Origin of the sequence: Pedobacter sp. MC2016-24 (assembly GCF_015223055.1) — a bacterium.
Taxonomy (GTDB): domain Bacteria; phylum Bacteroidota; class Bacteroidia; order Sphingobacteriales; family Sphingobacteriaceae; genus Pedobacter.
In genome coordinates this window covers 487064-507336 of the sequence record NZ_JADFBX010000002.1, presented here as the reverse complement: position 1 = coordinate 507336, position 20273 = coordinate 487064, and the positions used below count along the sequence as shown (strand labels likewise).

General features: G+C 40.2%; 14 protein-coding genes. 6 read left to right on the top strand and 8 right to left on the bottom strand.

The window, feature by feature from the left end:
* Positions 1-47: 47 nt before the first annotated feature.
* Both IM797_RS07730 and IM797_RS07725 read right to left on the bottom strand, forming a co-directional pair.
* Positions 48-785: a hypothetical protein gene (locus IM797_RS07730; RefSeq protein WP_194126531.1), complete on the bottom strand. Its 738-nt coding sequence runs from the start codon at positions 783-785 to the stop codon at positions 48-50.
* 101 nt (positions 786-886) lie between these two features.
* Positions 887-1282, bottom strand: coding sequence for an ArsC family reductase (locus IM797_RS07725; protein WP_228098755.1), 396 nt, complete (start codon positions 1280-1282; stop codon positions 887-889).
* 68 nt (positions 1283-1350) lie between these two features.
* On the opposite strand from IM797_RS07725, the gene IM797_RS07720 reads away from it, so the two are divergent.
* From IM797_RS07720 to IM797_RS07700, 5 genes are all read left to right on the top strand, one after another.
* Complete coding sequence (locus tag IM797_RS07720; protein ID WP_228098754.1) at positions 1351-2811, top strand: sensor histidine kinase; 1461 nt, start codon at positions 1351-1353, stop codon at positions 2809-2811.
* Between the two features lie 20 nt (positions 2812-2831).
* Positions 2832-3518 (top strand): LytTR family DNA-binding domain-containing protein, encoded by a 687-nt coding sequence (locus IM797_RS07715; protein WP_194126530.1) that lies wholly within the window; start codon positions 2832-2834, stop codon positions 3516-3518.
* 253 nt (positions 3519-3771) lie between these two features.
* On the top strand, positions 3772-7254 hold the full coding sequence (locus IM797_RS07710) for a response regulator (RefSeq protein WP_194126529.1): 3483 nt from the start codon (positions 3772-3774) through the stop codon (positions 7252-7254).
* Between the two features lie 2 nt (positions 7255-7256).
* Entirely contained in the window at positions 7257-8081 is an 825-nt protein-coding gene (locus IM797_RS07705) for a protein-glutamate O-methyltransferase CheR (RefSeq protein WP_194126528.1), read from the top strand.
* Between the two features lie 29 nt (positions 8082-8110).
* Entirely contained in the window at positions 8111-9700 is a 1590-nt protein-coding gene (locus tag IM797_RS07700) for a response regulator (protein ID WP_194126527.1), read from the top strand.
* On the opposite strand, the gene pth is transcribed toward IM797_RS07700, so the two are convergent.
* From pth to IM797_RS07685, 3 genes are all read right to left on the bottom strand, one after another.
* The gene (gene pth / locus IM797_RS07695) at positions 9690-10250 is read right to left on the bottom strand and encodes an aminoacyl-tRNA hydrolase (protein ID WP_194126526.1); all 561 of its coding nucleotides are present in this window, start codon (positions 10248-10250) and stop codon (positions 9690-9692) included. The two genes, IM797_RS07700 and pth, sit on opposite strands and share 11 nt — an antisense overlap.
* Positions 10251-10381: 131 nt before the next feature.
* On the bottom strand, positions 10382-10960 hold the full coding sequence (locus IM797_RS07690) for a 50S ribosomal protein L25/general stress protein Ctc (RefSeq protein ID WP_194126525.1): 579 nt from the start codon (positions 10958-10960) through the stop codon (positions 10382-10384).
* 27 nt (positions 10961-10987) lie between these two features.
* Positions 10988-11929, bottom strand: a complete 942-nt coding sequence (locus IM797_RS07685) for a ribose-phosphate pyrophosphokinase (RefSeq protein ID WP_194126673.1) — start codon at positions 11927-11929, stop codon at positions 10988-10990.
* A 645-nt stretch (positions 11930-12574) separates the two neighbouring features.
* Here IM797_RS07685 and IM797_RS07680 point away from each other — a divergent pair.
* A complete protein-coding gene (locus IM797_RS07680) occupies positions 12575-15598 on the top strand; it encodes a DUF2723 domain-containing protein (protein WP_194126524.1) in 3024 nt (1007 codons plus the stop codon).
* Between the two features lie 352 nt (positions 15599-15950).
* Here IM797_RS07680 and IM797_RS07675 read toward each other — a convergent pair whose 3' ends face one another.
* From IM797_RS07675 to IM797_RS07665, 3 genes are read right to left on the bottom strand one after another with little or no spacing between them, the layout of a single operon-like run.
* The gene (locus IM797_RS07675; RefSeq protein WP_194126523.1) at positions 15951-16916 is read right to left on the bottom strand and encodes an acetyl-CoA carboxylase carboxyltransferase subunit alpha; all 966 of its coding nucleotides are present in this window, start codon (positions 16914-16916) and stop codon (positions 15951-15953) included.
* A gap of 47 nt (positions 16917-16963) precedes the next feature.
* Positions 16964-18871: an alpha-amylase family glycosyl hydrolase gene (locus tag IM797_RS07670; protein WP_194126522.1), complete on the bottom strand. Its 1908-nt coding sequence runs from the start codon at positions 18869-18871 to the stop codon at positions 16964-16966.
* A gap of 17 nt (positions 18872-18888) precedes the next feature.
* Positions 18889-20262, bottom strand: coding sequence for an MFS transporter (locus tag IM797_RS07665; protein ID WP_194126521.1), 1374 nt, complete (start codon positions 20260-20262; stop codon positions 18889-18891).
* Positions 20263-20273: the final 11 nt, after the last annotated feature.

The following is a 20273-nucleotide window of genomic DNA, read 5'->3' as shown; positions in this document are numbered from 1 at the left end:
TAAAGGTATAAAATCAACGACTAACCAATAGCATTGTAACGGTTTTATTAGTCGGCCTTCAGTTTAGGTACCGAAGATAGTTTCCGTTGCTCCGGTGGAAGTTTTAACCAGGTATGGTAAGCCTGCACCGTATAATAAGCATAGTTAAACGGACGCTCGCTTTTTACCAATTCCTCTGGTGGACGATATAAAGCCATAAAGTTTTTCAAATCTTCACCTTTAAGCTTAACCAAACCAGAAACATAGAATTCTGTAAAAACCTCATTGATCTCATTCAAATACTGATCACGCTCCTCCAGCAATCGAATTTTTTCTTGTTGCCTTTTATATTTACCGTAACCCAGGTTAAACAACAGTCCGCCGGCACGGTCGCCATTCTTCTTTCCCTGTAAACCATCAGTTGCGACACGCGTATAAGGCCGTGCTTCTGGATCAGGGGACAACAAAGATGAATTTACTTTGGCACCAACAATATCCACCTGCTTCAATGCTTTGGAATTTTCTGGAAGATATATCAATTTAGGACTCAAATTGATCAGGTAAAGTGTATCTGTATGATAGCCCATAAAAGACAATTCCAGCAAATCGCCTACTTTAGCAGCTATGGTAAACTGCCCGGTAGCTCTGGTTAAAGCAAGCTGATTATTCGTCAGATTTTTGACCTTAACATATTGTAATGGAAATTTTTTATCATCAAAATCGTAAACCGTACCCGAAACAGCACTTTGCGCCCAGATTTTTAACGGTAAAATAAGTATGAAAAGTAAAAATAACTTTTTTTGCATGACCCAAATATAAAGCTCTCGAGCGGTGTAAATTATACTTTAACAAACTTTAACAAGCAAAAAATGAGCCATTAAGCAGATACCGAAAATAATCAGAAAGCCTACTTCAGTGCTTTTTCGTAGGCTGCTTCACTAAAACTAATCAACAAGGGCTTCCCATCTACTTCTACCACAGGACGCTTAATGGCGCTGGTATGTTGCAGCAACAGCTTAACGGCCGATGCCTGATCAGTGATCCCATCCTGCTCTTCCTTCGCTAAACCTCTCCAGGTAGTCCCTTTTTTATTTAAAACAGTTTCCCAACCAAAAGTATCACACCATTGGTTCAATTTTTCTACCGAGATCCCCTTTTTCTTGAAATCATGAAACTCAATATCAAATCCATTTTCCTCAAGCCATACCCTGGCTTTTTTTACTGTATTGCAATTTGGAATTCCGTAAACGATCATAATCACAAAAGTAAAAATTAAATTCATCACTTTTTTCCAGCCTTTCATCACATTTTAATTTTTGAATGCGATAGCCTTTGTAACATTGTACATCAAACCAATAAAGCAAACTGACGATGAAACTTAAAGACATTGCAAAAATAGAATTCTGGGTAGCTACGGCACTATACGGCATTGCCGTACTAATGCTCATCTCAAACTCCGGAGAAGGTGTTTCCTCCACCTACCTGTCCAGCTTTTTCTTACCCGAACTTTTCAGATACTCCATAATTTATTTTAGTTTTCTGCTGCTGAATTTCTGTGTCCTCCCAACTTTATTTCAACAAAAAGACAAATCGCTTCCCATTGTGCTCTTAACCGCCTTGCTGCTTACAACCGGAATAATCACAGGTATTTTCAATACTTATAAAGAAGCATACATGTTTCAACAGTTTGACAGTTTAACAGATGCTTACAACTATTTTTTCCTTAAAGGCTTTAAATATTCAATCTGGCTCATCCTCACCATCAGCATTTACGTATGCCTGAAAAAACTCATTGTTTATTTTAATGATGCAGATAAAAGAATTCAGGATGCCAACAATCAAATGAAGCTCGACGCCGTATTTGGTGCCGGTGTATGGTTTGTTGGACTCCTGCTCCTACTGGCAACAGGAGCACCTTTCGAAATGATCCTATGCTGGACACTCGTAACATTTGCCGCAACAGCTACCGTAGTCTATTCCATCTACCACCTGATCCCATTGGTAAAAAGTAATGGAAAGTCTTTCAAATCCTATTTCTGGAAACTATTCCTGCTAACAATTATATCCTGCATTCCACTCGGACTAATCGCCATGTTATTTGGGCATAGAATTTTACCCGCAGTGGTTGTACTCGTTCATACAGGTACGCAAGTAATAGTCAGTGCTGCCTTATCCTGGCACATCTATAAAAAAAGGACTGCAGCCACCACTGAGCTCACCAAATTAAGAACAGAACTGGGCCAATCAGATGCAAGCTTAAGCTTTTTGCGTTCACAGATCAACCCGCATTTCCTTTTTAACGCACTAAACACTTTATACGGAACTGCCCTACAGGAAAAAGCCGAGCGTACAGGTGAGGGCATTCAGAAACTTGGCGATATGATGCGATTTATGCTGCAGGAAAACCATCAGGACAAAATCTCATTGGTAAGAGACATCGACTACCTGAACAACTACATTGCGCTGCAAAAATTAAGAATATCCAGAACTTCGGATATCACTATAGAAACACAAATTGAAGACCATCTCGACAACCTGCAAATCGCTCCCATGTTACTCATCCCTTTTGTAGAAAATGCATTTAAACATGGCATCAGTTTGCAGGAACCTTCACACATTAAGATCTCCCTGCAAACCCAGGCGCAAACCTTGTATTTTGATGTATATAACAGCATCCATTTAAAAAAGGACAACGATCCCGAGAAACTGCAAAGTGGCATCGGATTACAGAATGTAAAACGCCGCTTAGAACTCCTATATCCTAAACAGCACGAACTGATCATCAGAGAGAATGCAAAGGAGTTCTTTATACACCTAACCCTCCAATTCTAAAGAAATACTTACCTTTAAAAATGATTGCAATTGCGATAGACGATGAACCTATAGCTTTGGATGTGATAAATTCACATGCATCTAAAGTGCCTTTTATTGAATTGAAAGCAAGTTTCACCAATGCTTTTGATGCCATAACCTATCTGCAGCACAACAAAACAGACCTCATCTTCCTGGATATTAAAATGCCCGATATCAATGGTATTGACTTTCTGAATAGCCTGACCAATCCTCCAATGGTTATTTTCACCACAGCTTATTCAGAACATGCTGTCAAAAGTTTTGAGCTGGATGCCATTGACTATCTACTCAAACCCTTTTCCCTTGCCCGATTTCTAAAGGCCAGCAACAAAGCGCTGGAAATCTATAATTATAGAAATCAGGCCGACACCTCGCCTGCAGATCCATTTTTATTTATTAAAGATGGTTATGAACAAATTAAAGTTCTCATTAACGAAATTCTTTTCATTGAAGCCTCTGGAAACTATACTCAAATCCATTTAAAAGGGAATAAACTCCTGAGTACACGAGTTACACTAAATGAAATGTTACTCCTGCTTCCGCAAAAAAAATTCATCCGTGTTCATCGCGCTTTCATCATCTCAAGAGCCCAAATCACGAAATTCGATCGCAATCAAATCTGGATTGAAGATCAGATTGTTCCCATTGGCCCCACTTATACGCAGGCCTTACAAGAGCTTGGATAAATTCATAAAAAAATTTTCTCTCACAAAGATTAACCATTCGTTTGGCAGTGAAACACGCATTTGATAATGTCAAAGAACTTGTCGAAATTAGCTCCCGGATGATTTGGAGCGCTCTTACAAGTCCCAGCGCAACAACTTAAAAATCAAAATGATAGAAACCAAACAACGATGACCATTTCCAGAGGTTAAGCAAAAAAATCCAACGAAATAAAATAATTAACATTACTGAAAATTTTCAATCATCAATCTCCATATGTTTAAACTCACTTTTAAACAACAAGTACTAACCGGATTCGCCATTTCATTGACATTTGTACTGGTTTCTGCTATCACCTCTTACTTCAGCATAAATAAGTTGAAAGATGATACCAAATGGCAAAGCCATACCTATGATGTCATCAACCTCGTCAAAGATGTAGAGTTTAGTGTGCTCAACTCTGAAACTGGCATCCGGGGTTATATCTTATCCGATAACAGAGATTATCTGGCTCCCTACAATAAAAATTCAGCTAAAATACTTCCGCAAATCCTGGCTTTAAAAAACCTGATTAGTGACAATCCGGAACAAATTGCAAGAGTAGACTCCATTGACTTCTATGGCCATGAGAAAGTAGAAGAAATGAAGGAAGTATTGCATATTTATGCGATCAATGGAAGAGAAGCCGCTGCAACCCGTGTCATGCACGGACCAGGCCAGAATTTCAAAAACCAGATTCTTAAAATCAGTACTCAAGCCATCGATGCAGAGCTTAAACTGTTGGCAAAAAGAAAAGCTGAAATCCTCCGTAGCAGCCAACAAAGTGAATGGGTGGTGATGGGCAGTGCATTTATCATATTCTGCCTGATCTTATTTCTATTTACTTATATCAAACGAACCTTTGATCAGCAAAAAGAAACAGAAGAACAAATTCGAAATTCTAATCTACAATTGGAACAGGTTTCTGCAGAGAACGAACAAAAAAACTGGTTGTTGTCTGGTGCTACCGCAATTAACGAGTCCATGCGCGGTGAACAGGAAATTGAAGAACTTGCAGTTAACATCATCACACAGATTTGTAATTACGTTAAAGCACCGATTGGTGCCTTCTTCCTGGTTAACCCAGCCAGACAAACATTTAAATTCGCCGGAGGCTATGCTTATCAGAACACCAAGTCAACACATAAAGAATATTTCCTGGGCGAAGGACTGATCGGACAGGCGGCTGCGGAGAAACAAAGCAAAATACTTGAGAACATCCCGGCTGACTATATCAAAATCAATTCTGGACTTGGAGATACGCCGCCAACCTGCATATTCGTGCTACCTATCGTTTTTGAGGATGAGGCGATTGCCGTGATCGAACTTGGCCTCAGCCATGCACCGGATAAATCGGCCTTACTATTCCTCGAAACCATAACAGAGAGCATCGGCGTAGGTGTCAATAGCGCAGTCGCACGCGTTAAATTAAGAGCGCTCTTTGAACAAACGCAACAACAGGCCGAAGAGCTGGAAAGCCAGCAAGAAGAGTTGCGCACCACCAATGAAGAGCTGGTTTACAAATCAGAACAATTACAGGCTTCTGAAGAGGAACTGCGTGTTCAACAGGAAGAACTTAGACAAACCAATGCCGAACTCGAAGAAAAAGCACAACAGCTTGAGGAACGAAATATCGCTGTAAACCAGGCCAAAGAAGCGATGAGCCTCAAAGCAGAAGAACTGGAAATTTCTAGTAAATACAAATCGGAATTCCTGGCCAATATGAGCCATGAGCTCAGAACACCTTTAAACAGTATCCTGATCCTGGCCAGAATATTAAAAGAAAACCGTCCCGAAAACTTAACTGATGATCAGATCAAATATGCCGGTGTAATTCACAATGCAGGTACCGATTTGCTCACCCTCATCAACGATATTCTTGATCTTTCTAAAATTGAATCGGGTAAATTAGACCTGACCATTGAACAGATCGGTCCCGAGGCCGTCAAACAAGATATGGACTCCTTGTTCGGAGAGCTTGCAAAAAGTAAAAAAATCAAATTCAATGCTGTGCTTTCCAATAATCTGCCTGATAAAATCTCAACAGACCAGGCGCGTCTGGAGCAGATCATCAAAAACATGCTTTCCAATGCCTTTAAATTTACGCCAGAGCATGGAGAGATTACCATTGACATTAGCAAAGCCAGTCAAAACACACAATTCTTCTCTGAACAACTGAGAAATTCCAGGGATGAAATTATCGCGTTTTCGGTAAAAGATTCCGGAATTGGAATTCCTCTGGATAAACAGAAGCTCATATTTGAAGCCTTCCAGCAAGCAGATGGCTCAACCAGCCGAAAATACGGTGGCACCGGATTAGGCCTCTCCATAAGTAAAGAACTGGCCTTTATCCTGGGCGGGGAAATTCAAGTTAAAAGTAAGCCGAATGAAGGCAGTTGCTTTACCTTATACATTCCAAAAAACCATACCGGAGCGCAGGAAGAAAAACAGCCGTTACAGCAGGCCGAAACAATTAAGACGATTCCATTAATCCCTCATGAGCCAATTCTGGCGCCAATAAATCCAAACAGAACCGAATCACAGAAGTTACTGATCGTAGAAGATGATATTGTTTTTGCAGATGTATTAAATGATTATGCGATTGAAAAAGGGTTTAGACCAATTCTGGCACATAGCGGTGATATTGGCCTGGAAATGGCCTTCTCCGAACTTCCCGATGCCATTGTGCTGGATATCATGTTACCTGTAATAGATGGATGGACTATATTGAAAAAACTGAAGGCTGATCCGAGAACAAAACACATCCCGGTTCACATGATGTCCGCCGGAAATGAAAAAGCAGGAAAAGCTCAAAAAGAAGGTGCCATTGGCTTCCTTAAAAAACCAATAGAAAAAGACCAGCTTGATGAAGCGTTCCACCTGCTGAGCTCAGCGTATTCAAAATACAGCCTGAACAGGGTATTGGTTATCGAAGATCAGGAGTTACATAGCAAATTACTCACCCAACAGCTAACAGATAAAGGTGTTGAAGTGAACCAGGCCTTTACTGGAAAAGAAGCGCTCGATTTACTGGAAGAAAGCACATACGACTGCATTATTTTAGATTTAAAATTACCAGACATCTCCGGCTTCGATCTGCTGGACCAGATCAAATCCAAACCCAACCTGCAACATGTACCGGTGATCATCAATACTGCTATGGAACTGGATCAGGATAAAATGGCCCACATTATGAAATATACTGAAGCCATGGTATTGAAATCCAATAAGTCCAACGACAGGCTAATTGACGAAGTTAGCTTGTTTATGAACAAGCTAAAGCAAGGTCAGAACCAGAGTCCGGCCCTGGCTGGGAAAGCAAAAAATGCCTCTACAATGGAAAAGGTGCTGAAAGACAAAACCATCTTAATCACCGACGATGACATGCGTAACATTTTCGCGCTATCCAGTGCCCTGCAGGCTTATGATCTTAAAATTGTAATTGCCAATAATGGTCGTGAAGCCATCGAAAAGCTTGAGGAAAACGATCAGATTGATTTGGTACTGATGGACATCATGATGCCTGAAATGGATGGATATGAAGCCATGCGTGTAATCCGTACAAAAAAAGAATTCTCAAAACTACCGATCATTGCCTTAACCGCCAAAGCAATGAAAAACGACCGTGAAAAGTGCATTGAAGCAGGTGCAAATGACTACATCTCAAAACCTGTGGATATGGATAAACTACTGTCCATGTTAAGAGTTTGGCTAAGTTAATTATGCATACAGAAACAGATACCATATCCTATAGTGAGTTGACAGAACTGATCACGCTGATCAAAAATGTACACGGTTTTGATTTCAGCGATTATTCTGCGGCTTCATTAAAAAGGCGGGTAACCCGGATCATCCAGCTTCAAAAACTGACGCTTTTTGATTTGCGTACCTTACTAACCAATGACCCTGATTATTTCGAATCCTTCCTGATCGAGGTCACTGTAAATGTGACGGAAATGTTTAGAGATCCCCAGTTTTACAAATCTGTATCAGAAAACATCATTCCCTATCTCCGGTCCTACCAACGCATTAAAGTGTGGAACGCAGGTTGTTCTACCGGGGAAGAACTCTATTCCTTTGCCATCCTGTTCTCAGAAGAAGACCTCTATGAAAGATGTTTCTTTTATGGAACAGACATCAATGTAGATGTGCTTGAACACGCAAAAACAGGAATCTATGACCTTCAAAAGATGCGGCATTATTCAGAGAATTACCAAAAAACAGGGATCATGCATACCCTCTCCAATTACTACACTGCAAAATACGATGCCGTATCCATCAACCATTCCTTGAAAAAAAATGTGCTGTTCTCTGTACATAACCTGGCTTCTGATGGGGTATTTAATGAATTTCAAGTCATATCCTGCCGCAACGTACTTATTTATTTCAATACCGATCTTCAAAAAAAAGTCATTGAGTTATTTTACAATAGTTTAGCTAATTTTGGCTTTTTATGCTTGGGGTCTAAAGAGACCTTGAGAAGCACAGAGTTAAGCAGGTTTAAAGTAATAGACAAGAAAAACAACATTTATCAAAAGATAGGGTAAGCTTCAACAAGATCCCAACAAACACATCTATGGAAAAAATTAACATATTAATTGTTGATGACAGGCCTGAAAATATAATCGCTCTGGAAGCTCTGCTGCAAAGAAACGACATCAACCTCATCAGCACCACCAATCCCAACGAGGCCTTAAGGCTATCTTGGGAAATGGATATTGCCATAGCTATGGTGGATGTTCAAATGCCGGAAATGGATGGATTTGAACTCGTAGAAATTCTAAAAAGCAATCCCAGAACTAAAGATATACTCATCATTTTTGTTACTGCAATTTCTAAGGAAACAAAGTATGCAGTAAAGGGATTAAATACCGGAGCCGTAGATTATTTATACAAACCACTTGATCCATTTGTGACCTCAGCTAAAGTTGATTCCTTTATTCAGTTTGTCAGGAACCAGCGCGAAGTCAAGAAAAAAAATAAGGAACTGGAGGCTTATCAAAAGGAACTGATTAAAGCCAAAGAGCTGGCCGAACAGGGAAAACGAATCAAAGAAAACTTTCTGGCCAATATGAGCCATGAAATACGCACCCCCATAAACGGGATTATTGGAATTGCCAAATTATTGAAAAATACCGGACTGAATGAAGAGCAACTGGAAATGGTTAACCTATTGCAAATTTCATCAGACTCTCTTTTAGGTGTGATCAATGATGTTCTGGATCTTTCCAAAATAGAGTCCGGCAAATTCAAAATCAACCGCACGCAAACCAATGTAGTCAGCATCTGCAATGCAGTAGTCAATTTGCTTCGCATCCCTTCCTTGGAAAAAAAATTAGAACTCTTAACTGATCTGGATCCTGAGCTTCCTAAATTTATACTTGCAGACTCACTCCGTTTAAATCAGATACTTATGAATCTGATTGGAAATGCCATTAAATTCACCAATCACGGCACTGTGATGCTAAAAGTGCAAATTCTGGATAGAAAAGGAAATAATCTGCAGATAAGGTTCTCCGTATCCGATACAGGAATAGGTATCGCCAAAGAGCATATTGAAAAAATATTCGAAACCTTTGAACAGGCAGATGAACAGACCACCATCAAATTTGGTGGCACCGGCCTGGGTTTATCTATTGTAAAAAACCTGGCCAAACTTAAAGGAGGTACACTGGAAGTTCAAAGTGAAGAATTTAAAGGAAGTACATTTAGTTTCACCAATTGGTATGAAGTATTGAAAGACACAGAAGAAACACTCGCAACTATTGAAAAACCACTGCAGCCTTTTAATGGGGTAAAAATCCTGGTCGCAGAAGACAATCCGATCAACAAGTTTTTACTTGTTAAAATATTAAAAAGCTGGAATATTGATCTTGATGTGGTAGAAAATGGAAAAGATGCTATTGATATGCTGAAAGAACACGATTACAACCTGATTTTGATGGATACTTTTATGCCCATTATGAATGGTTTAGATGCGATCAGGCTGATCAGAGGGGGCTATGCAGCCGGTAAAGAAAATATTCCGATCATTACCTTCTCAGCCGCAGTTCTGGATACAGATAAAGAAACTGCCATAGCGGCAGGTGCAAATGATGTCATCAGCAAACCCTTTGAGCCAGCAATCCTGCATCAAAAGATAACCGATTTTACCACTACTGGTTAAAAGCGGTCATCGTTTTAGCCGGACCAATGGTCACAAAACTCTTTATAAGTTCTACACTTTTATCGATGAGGGCCGGTAATTCCGGTTCTTCATCTTTATCAAACGGTGCCAGAACGTAATCTGCCTGTTGGCCACGACCAAAATTGTCACTTATCCCAAACCTTAGTCTCGGATAAGCCTGTCCCCCGCATAAGCCTTCAATACTCTTCAAACCATTATGTCCGGCACTACTTCCCTGTAGTTTGAGCCGCAATTTACCCAATGGCAAAGCCAGATCATCTACAATAACCAATACGTTTTCCAATGGAATTTTATGTTCCTGCATGTAATAATTTACAGCTTTACCACTTAAGTTCATGTAAGTGGTCGGCTTAATCACATATAGTTTACGACCTTTAAAGGAAACCTCAGCATGATAGGCCAGGCGGATATTTGAAAACGAGCCTTCCAGCTGTCTAACCAACTCATCTGCAATCATAAATCCAATGTTATGCCTTGTTCTGGCATATTCCGGCCCAATATTCCCTAAACCAACAATTAAATATTTCATGTCCTCAAATATAATAGTAAATTCTAAAACCTCAATCCCGGCGCCACAACTACTGCCCCTAAAATAAATGCTCATAAATAAAAAAGCAGCACCTTTTCAGATGCTGCTTTTGATCAACTGCCAGAGTTAAATTATTTTTTACCGCTAGCTTGTTCTGCTTGTTTTAAAGCTCTTGACATACCTACAGAAACGATTGTATCTTCGCCTGTGTTGGTAATTGTATAGTCACCTTTTGCAAGGTCACGTACACGGAACAAGTTACCTACTTCTAATTTAGCAATACTAACTTCTACTGTTTGTGGCATATCCTTAGGTAATGCTTTAACACGAAGTTTACGTAATTTCTGAACCAATTTACCACCCATTTTAACACCTGGAGAAGTTCCGGTTAATTTAATAGGGATCTCCATTAAAATTTCTTTGTCGTCAAACAACTGAAGAAAATCAACGTGCAACAACACGTCAGTTAATGGATGGAATTGTAATTCTTTAATGATAGCTTTAACTTTACTACCTTTTACTTCGATTTCAACAAAGTTAGCTTCAGGAGTGTAAATAGCATCCTTTAAATCAGTAATAACTACAGCAAAGTGAACTTGCTCTTTACCACCATACAATACTGCAGGAACTTTACCTTCATAGCGAAGCTCTTTAGCATCGCGTTTCCCTACGTTCTCTCTTGGAGAACCGCTAATTGCGATTGTTTTCATTTTATATATATTTAATTATTAAAATTATTAAACGTTAAACAGGTCACTAATAGATCCATGTTCATTTACATTGGCAATTGCCTTTGCAAATAATGGAGCTGTACTTAATACCCTGATTTTTGAACTTTCTTGTTTCAACGGAATGGTATCTGTAACAATCAGTTCGGTTAGCATAGAATTCTCAACAGTTTCATAAGCTTTTCCAGACAATACCGGATGCGTACAAACTGCTCTTACACTGTTTGCTCCTTTTTCCATAATCAGGGCAGCAGCTTTTGCAAGTGTACCTGCAGTATCACAAATGTCGTCAATTAACACCACATCCTGTCCAACTACATCACCGATAATTGACATCGATTCAATTTCATTGGCACGTTTCCGTCTCTTATCACAAATCACTACCTCTGCATTGAAAAACTTAGCAAAAGTACGTGCACGATAAGAACCACCCATATCCGGAGAAGCGATGATCAGGTTTTCAAGTCCCAGACTTTTAATGTAAGGCACAAAAATCACCGATCCATCCAAATGGTCTACCGGGATATCAAAAAATCCCTGAATCTGTGCAGCATGGAGATCCATGGTCATGATCCGGTGGATACCCGCAGATTTCAATAAATTGGCAACCAGTTTAGCGCCAATGGCTACCCTTGGTTTATCTTTTCTATCTTGCCTGGCTAAACCGTAATAAGGAACCACCGCGGTAATGTAATGAGCTGAGGCGCGTTTCGCAGCATCAATCATTAACAAAAGTTCCATTAAATTGTCATTAGGCTGATAAGTAGAATTGATCAGGAATACGTCGCAACCGCGTACGGTTTCATCGTATGAAGGCTGAAACTCACCATCGCTAAATTTATTTAAGGTTACAACACCAAGGGGCTTGCCGTAGTTTTCGGCAATTTTGATTGCTAATTCTTTTGTACCGGTTCCGGCAAAAAGCTTAACTGGGTTAAACTGCAATGGCATGTTTAAAGGTGTATCAATGCTGGTTAAAAAAAATCGGATTGTGGTTTTATTCACAATCCGAATATTGTTAGTTGTCCGACCTGGATTCGAACCAAGACAAACGGTACCAAAAACCGTTGTACTACCCTTATACTATCGGACAATCTTCATATCAAGGCTTTCTTTAAAAACGATTGCTTTGAAACGGAATGCAAATGTACGCACATTTTTTAATTTTGCAAATCAAGAAGCAAAAAAAATTAAAATATTTTTAGCCTTTGTCTCGTTTGTTGTAATAACTTATTCAGAATGAATCGCTTGATAGCAGAAAAAAAAAGCAATAATTTTTCACATTTGCCTACCTGATTCGGATCTGCTTTAATTTTAGCAGCACACTATCCGGCATCAGGTGTGGCGTTTTTCTAGAACTAGACACAGATCTCAAAGTCGCATCATGGTCGTATCAACGTTAGCATTACAGGGGCGTTGGTAGGGCCTTAAGGAGGCATTGGTGGGGCCTTGCTGGGGCCCCAGGCTTCTTCACAGCCTGCTAAATACCTTAAAATATGTTAAACTACCCTTAACTTTGCCCAACTGTCAATCTTATTCTTTATTTTCGGCTGCATTTTAATAGCCTCAACAGTACATTAACTATTCAATAAAAAAATGAATTATTCAAAAATTAATAATCTTACCGGTTGGTTTTGCTTCCTAGTCGCCGCTGTAACTTATATTTTAACACTTGAACCCTCCGTTAGTTTTTGGGATTGTGGCGAATTTATTGCCTCAGCATTAAAAATGCAGGTTGTTCACCAGCCAGGAGCTCCGCTCTTCCTGATGATTCAACGCTTCTTCTCCTTGTTTGCTTTTGGCGACCTTCAAAAAATTGCTTATTTCATGAACGTTGGATCTGCGCTGGCTAGTGCTGCAACAATCTTATTTCTGTTCTGGACCACCACTGCACTCGCAAAAAAGGTGCTGATCAAAGAAAATGAAGAAATCACAACAGGTAACCTCATCGCCATTATGGGTGCTGGAGCGGTTGGTGCTTTAGCGTATACATTTTCTGATAGCTTCTGGTTTTCGGCTGTCGAATCGGAGGTTTATGCCTTATCGTCCTTATTTACTGCCATCGTAGTATGGGCTATCATGAAATGGGAAGCACATGCCAATGAACCGCGTGCCGACAAATGGTTGCTCTTTATTGCATATATCATGGGGCTTTCCATCGGAATCCACTTGTTGAACTTATTAACCATTCCAGCTTTAGCATTTGTTTATTACTTCAAAAAAACCGACAAGCCAACCACTTCAGGTATCGTTAAAACTGGCATTGTAGGTATACTGATCCTTGCCATCATCCAATACGGAATCATCCAATACCTGGTGTCTTTTGGTGCTTATTTCGATTTGTTCTTCGTTAACACGTTAGGTATGGGCTTTGGTTCAGGTGTCGCTGTTTTTGCGATCCTCGTTATTGCGGCATTGGTTCTTGGAATCCGTTACTCGATCAAACATCAAAAAAAGGTGCTGAACCTGGCCTTGTTGTCTACAGCACTGATTATTTTTGGTTATGGCTCATTTGCGATGATCGTGATCCGTGCTAAAGCAGATCCAAATCTGAATAATAGTGATCCGGACAATGCCTTTTCTTTCCTGGGTTATTTAAACAGGGAACAATACGGCGACAGACCTTTATTATTCGGTCCAAACTACAATTCTCAAAAAGAAAACATCACACAAGGCAAAACATTATATAGAAAAGGTGCGGAAAAATATGAAGTAGCGGGTAAAAAGACCGACTACGAGTATGACAGAACTACGCCTTTTCCAAGGATGTATAGCGATGACGCCAGACACGTGGGTTACTATAAAGACATGATGGGTTTTGACGATGCTCATTTCCCTACCCTATTTGACAATATTGGCTTCCTTTTCAGCTACCAGATCGGACAAATGTACATGCGTTATTTCATGTGGAATTTTGTGGGCCGTCAGAACGACGACCAGGGTCAGGGTAGTTTATACGAGGGACAGTGGTTAAGCGGCGTTAAACCGATTGATGGCATTATGCTGGGTAATCAAGCTAATTTACCACCTTCGATTAAAGATAGCAATGCGTATAACAGGTTCTTCTTCCTTCCTTTAATTCTGGGTTTACTCGGTGCCATCTGGCACTTCAAACGCAACCAGAAAGATGCTGGTATTGTGGCCTTGTTGTTTTTCTTTACAGGTATTGCCATTGTACTTTATCTCAATCAGAAGCCATTAGAACCAAGAGAGCGTGATTATGCTTATACCGGCTCATTTTACGCCTTCTCTATCTGGATTGGTCTGGGTGTCCTGGCCATCAGGGAATGGTTAATGAAAAAAATCACCCCGGCAAACGGGGCGATTGCAGCTACGGTGATTGGCTTATTTGCGGCACCGGTAATTATGGCTGCTCAAGGATGGGATGATCACGACAGATCAACCAAAATGGTGGCGCATGACATTGCTGTGGACTACTTACAATCCTGCGCACCAAACGCCATTCTATTTACTTATGGCGACAATGATACTTACCCATTGTGGTATGCTCAGGAGGTAGAAAATATTCGTCCGGACATCAGGCTGGTTAACTTAAGTTTATTTGATACCGATTGGTATATCAATGGTATGCGCAAAAAGCAAAACGAATCCGCGCCATTGCCGATTAGCATGAAACCTGAGCAATACGTACAAGGTGTGAGAGACGTGATGTACTACCAGGATTACAAACTGGCAGGCTCGGTGGAGTTGGCCAATATTCTGGGTGTATTGTTATCAGATGATCCGGAGGATAAACTGGCCCTTCAGGATGGTTCAAAAGAAAATTTCATTCCAACCAAAAACTTCAAGTTAACGGTTAACAAAGACGATGTACTTAAAAACGGTGTGGTAAATGCTTCAGAAGCTGATAAAATTGTACCGGAACTGCAATGGACCTTTAACAAAAACTATGTAACCAAAGGTACTTTGGCTATGTTTGATATTTTGGTTCACAACAACTGGAAGCGACCGATTTATTTCGCCAGTACAGTTCCATCAGACCAATACAATGGTTTGGATAAGTACTTATACAATGAAGGCCTTGCTTTACGCTTATTGCCATTACAAACAGATACTGCTGATAAATCAGAGCTGATCAATACGCCTGCACTATACAACAATGTCATGAACAAGTTTGTATGGGGTAATATTAAAAATGCCAAATACCTGGATCCACAGTCATCTGATGACATTTCCATCTTTGCCAATGTATTTAACAATACCATCAGCAGCTTAATCAAAGCAGGTAGAAAAGCCGATGCAGAAAAAGTAGTAAACCGTTATTATGAGGTTATGCCAGAGAAATTCTACGGCATGCGCTCGATGATGGGTTCTTACTTCATGGCTGAAAATCTATATCTGCTTAATGATACGAAGCGTGCAAATGCACTGATAGAAAAATCTGCTGATTATATCCAGAAAGAACTGACCTATCTGGCAGATGTATCACAAAGCAAAGGTAAATTCATTGGTGGTCAGAATGTCCAACTCGGACTTTCATTCTTAAACCAAATGGCTAAAACTACTGCAGAGAACAAGCAAACTAAACTTAGCGAGAAACTAATGCACCAGTTTGAAGGATTGGAATCGAGGTTCTCAGCTTACTTCGCACCTCAGTAGTAGTGGTAACCTAAATAGATCGTTACAATATTTAATATAAAGAATAAGCGGCTGTATCAAATGATACAGCCGCTTATTCTTTATATGTCTACCCAGTATTGTCGTAATTATATTAAAATAGCCATCTTACTAAATTTTTCAATGGTATGGATAGGCTAACGATGCTGAAATAAATTCAGCATGACGAGGGGCTTACAAACAAAAAAGGTTTACAGTTAAACTGTAAACCTTTCAATATCTAAAAAGAATCCACTATATACCAACTCTAACTAGACGCTAACTCTAATTATCCTACCAATTCAGTTATGTACTCTAACTCCGGTAAGCACTAAACTGTGTAACTCGGTAGCCTTTATCCTTCGTGCACCACTCCCATCGCACAGAACTTCTCAATTCTGTTGTTGATCATCTTTTCTGTTTTTTCTTTTTTAAGCACTTTTAAATCGTCCAGAATCTGTTGCTTCAATGTCGCAGCCATTTCTTCAGGATTTTGGTGTGCACCGCCCAGAGGCTCCTTAATCACCCCATCGATTAATTTGTTACCAAACATATCTGCTGAAGTCAATTTCAGGCACTCTGCCGCACGTTCCTTATAATCCCAGCTTCTCCATAAAATAGAAGAACAAGATTCAGGTGAGATCACCGAATACCAGGTGTGCTCTAACATATATACTTTGTCACCAATACCGATGCCCAATGCACCACCAGAAGCACCTTCACCTACCACAAAACAAAGTATAGGTACTTTCAGCACAGACATCTCAAGCAAGTTACGGGCAATCGCCTCCCCTTGTCCGCGTTCCTCTGCTTCCAGACCCGGGTAAGCACCCATGGTGTCAATAAAAGAAATTACTGGTTTATTGAATTTTTCAGCTAAACGCATCAGGCGTAGCGCTTTCCTATATCCTTCTGGATTGGCCATACCAAAATTACGGTACTGACGCTCCTTGGTATTTTTACCTTTTTGATGACCGATAACCATTACAGTTTGTCCATCAATAGTAGCAAAACCGCCAATAATGGCTTTATCGTCTTTTACAGTCCTGTCACCATGCATCTCAATAAAATCATCGCAAATCAAGCTGATGTAATCTAAGGTCTGCGGTCTTTCCGGGTGACGGGACATTTGAACTTCCTGCCATCCAGTAAGGTTATTATAAAGATTTTCTCTGGTTTCAACCAGCTTCTCTTCCAGTTCTGTTAGGGTAGCAGACATATCTACTTTGGTTTTATCGGCAACCTGTTTTACCTTTTCAATCTGCTGAACAAGTTCAGCTAAAGGCTTTTCGAAATCAAATGATGTTTTTATCTGTTCCATAAGTGGGCTGTAAAAATAGACATTTTATTTTAAAATCAAGGCTTATTTCATCCGCCACTCAAAGCCTTTAAACTATAGATGTGATATTCGCCCGGTGCGAGTAACATATTATAGGTATTTCCGGTTAAAGTAATTGGGTTTCCGGTTACTGCATCATACCATTTCCCAGCGGTTCCAAAATCGATATTTGCCTGTACTTGCTGCACATCAAAATTTCCTACCACCACTACAGTATTACCTCCATCGGTAAGCCTGATGTATTTTACACCAGTAGCCAGGTTGTAAGTAGGCGTACCCGTGCTGAAAATACCATTGGCTTTTTTTAAACCAATAAACTTAGCATAGGCATTATACAGCGCTTTACGATCGGATTGTTGAAAATATTCCCAATGGATGGGCTTAACTCCAGTACGGTCATTATAATTAATACTGATTTCATAACCCAGCTCTTCAAACTGCCAGATCATTTTAGGCCCGGGAACCGAAAACAAAAAAGCTGCAGCCATCTCCTCCCTCTTCAATGCAGTAGCCAATTGCTGGACGTTGTAAGTACCAGATATATTGCCATAAGCCAAATTTTTAAACATGGTACGTTCCTCATCATGACTTTCAATAAAATTAATCAGGTTATCAGGTTTGCTAAAGCCATGCTTAGCTGAAAAAGCCCAGGAAAAATCGGAAGCACTGATCCAACCCATTGTAGCTTCATTGACATTGTAATTTAAATTGTTCCAGAGCATCATACCTTCATTTGCCAAAACGCTTTCTTCAGCCGCATCTGCAAAATGCTCCAGGATCACATAAAAATTATTGCCATCCAGACTTTTGATGTAATTGTTATAGTCTTTCAAGATTGCAATTCTACTGGCATCGTAGGCACTGAAAGAAGCATCATCGGTAGATATCCTTTGCGTAAAACCTTTAGACAAGTCAAAGCGGAATCCATCAATTTTGTATTGCTGCACCCAGAATTTCAATACGTTTTTCACAAAAACCTTGGTTGCCGTACTTTCGTGGTTAAAGTCGTACCCAACATTGTAAGGATGGGTCTCTTTAACATTAAACCAAGGGTTTTCAGCTGTAGGTTTGTTTACGGAACGGTCAAAATAAAGCTGTACCATAGGCGATTGGCCGAATGAATGATTAAAGACCATATCTAGTATTACAGCGATCCCTTTACCGTGGCATTCATCAATAAAATTCTGAAGTGCCGTTTTCGTACCGTAATATTTATCTGGTGCAAAATAGAAAGAAGGATTATATCCCCAGCTTAGGTTGCCTTCAAATTCATTGACCGGCATCAGTTCAATGGCATTAATCCCTAGTCCGGACAGGTAGTCAAGTTTTTGAAGCGTTGAAGCGTAATTGTGATCATTGGTAAAATCCCTGACCAACAATTCATAGATCACCAGGTTGTTTTTAGCTGGGCGGACAAAGCCGGTATTTTTCCAGTTATAGACCGGCTGATTGCCTTGCATCACACTCACAATTCCAGTTGTTTTCCCTGCTGGATAAGCTTTTAAATTTGGATAGGTTGAGCTTTGAATATAGGTATCATTATCGGGATCGAGGATTTTTTCGCAATATGGATCTGCTATTTTCAATTGATCATCTACCAAAAACTGATAAGCATATTCCGTATTTGGATCCAGCTGATCTATTTGTACCCACCAGGTATTTCCATCGACCGCTTTTTTCATGGTCAGCAATTTCCAGTCGTTGAAATCACCTGTCAATTCCACTTTGGTTTTTCCAGGTGCATATAAGGTAACAATTGCTGAAGCACCGTTATTGATAAATACTACACCTTCCTTTGCGGCAGCAGGTAAACCTGGGTCAACTGGTGTCACCGGTGGGTTTACGGTCGGTACTTCAGGTATATTACGAACATTATTTTTTTTGCATGCAGTGGCCAATACCGATAAAATCAGTACCATTAGGAAAATTCTTTTCATGAAATTATTTTTAAATGCTATTGATTACGCTCTCCCATGGCCATTCTTTCAGCCGAACTCTCATCTACTTTTTTAGGTTCTCTCACAAAAAGGTAACAGATCAATGCGGCAATGATCATTAAGGCACCTCCAATCTGGACAGCCAGGAGGCGATCGTTATGTAATACTTCGCGCATCAACCAGCCAAACCCCAGGGAGGCAATAATTTCGGGTAATACGATGAAGAAATTAAAGATCCCCATGTAAATACCAATCTTGTCTTTAGGCAAGGATCCGCTCAACATCGCGTAAGGCATAGACAGGATGCTGGCCCAGGCAATACCTACACCTGTCATACATAAGTACAACATATTTTTGTCCTGTACCCAGGCTACACTGATCAGTCCGAATGCGCCACACAATAAACACAGTGCATGTGTGGTTTTGCGGCCCAGTTTATCGGCAATTTTAGGTAGCACCAATGCAAAAAGGAAGGTCACTACGCTATAGTAAGCCAAGGTTAAACTACCAAAATCGGCGCCATGCGCATAGACCGGATCACTGGCATCTTTACCGCCAAACACATTTACTGCAACCGCAGTTGTATAATAAAACCACATCAGAAACAACCCTGGCCAGGTGAAGAATTGCACAAGGGATACGATCTGCATCCTTTTGGGCATATTTAATAATGAATGCCAGATTTCGTGGGCACCCGCGGCAAATCCTTTGCTGCTTTTGGCTAACTTCTCTTGATCATCCAGATCTGCAGGTGGATATTCTTTAGTGGTAAAAACGGTATACAATACAGCGGCAAGGAAAAAAAAGGCCCCGATGTAAAAAGAGAACTTCACGTTTTCAGGTATATTTCCCTGCTCAGCAGTATTGGCCAAATGAAATACATTATTCATCAACCAGGGCAGTGCCGAAGCAATACTACCACCTAGCCCAATCATCATACTCTGCATGATGAAACCACGGTTTACCTGAGCATCTGGTAATTTATCGGTCACAAAAGCACGGAAAGGCTCCATGGCCACATTACCGGCAACATCCAGAATCCAAAGTAAGCCTGCAGCCATCCACAATGCACTGCTATGTGGCATAAAAATCAGGGCAATAGAGCTTATGATGGCACCAATCATAAAATAAGGTCTTCTTCGTCCCCATTTTGGATGCCAGGTACGGTCGCTCAGGTAGCCGATAATCGGCTGAACCAACAATCCGGTTAAAGGAGCTGCTAAAAACAACAGTGGAACCTGATCTGGATTTGCGCCCAGATTCTCATAAATACGTCCCATATTGGCACGTTGTAAATCCCATCCAAACTGGATTCCGAAAAAGCCAACACTCATGTTGATGATCTGGACTAAAGTCAGTTTTGGATTTTCTGTTAATGTTTTTAAGCTCATTTAAATCGATT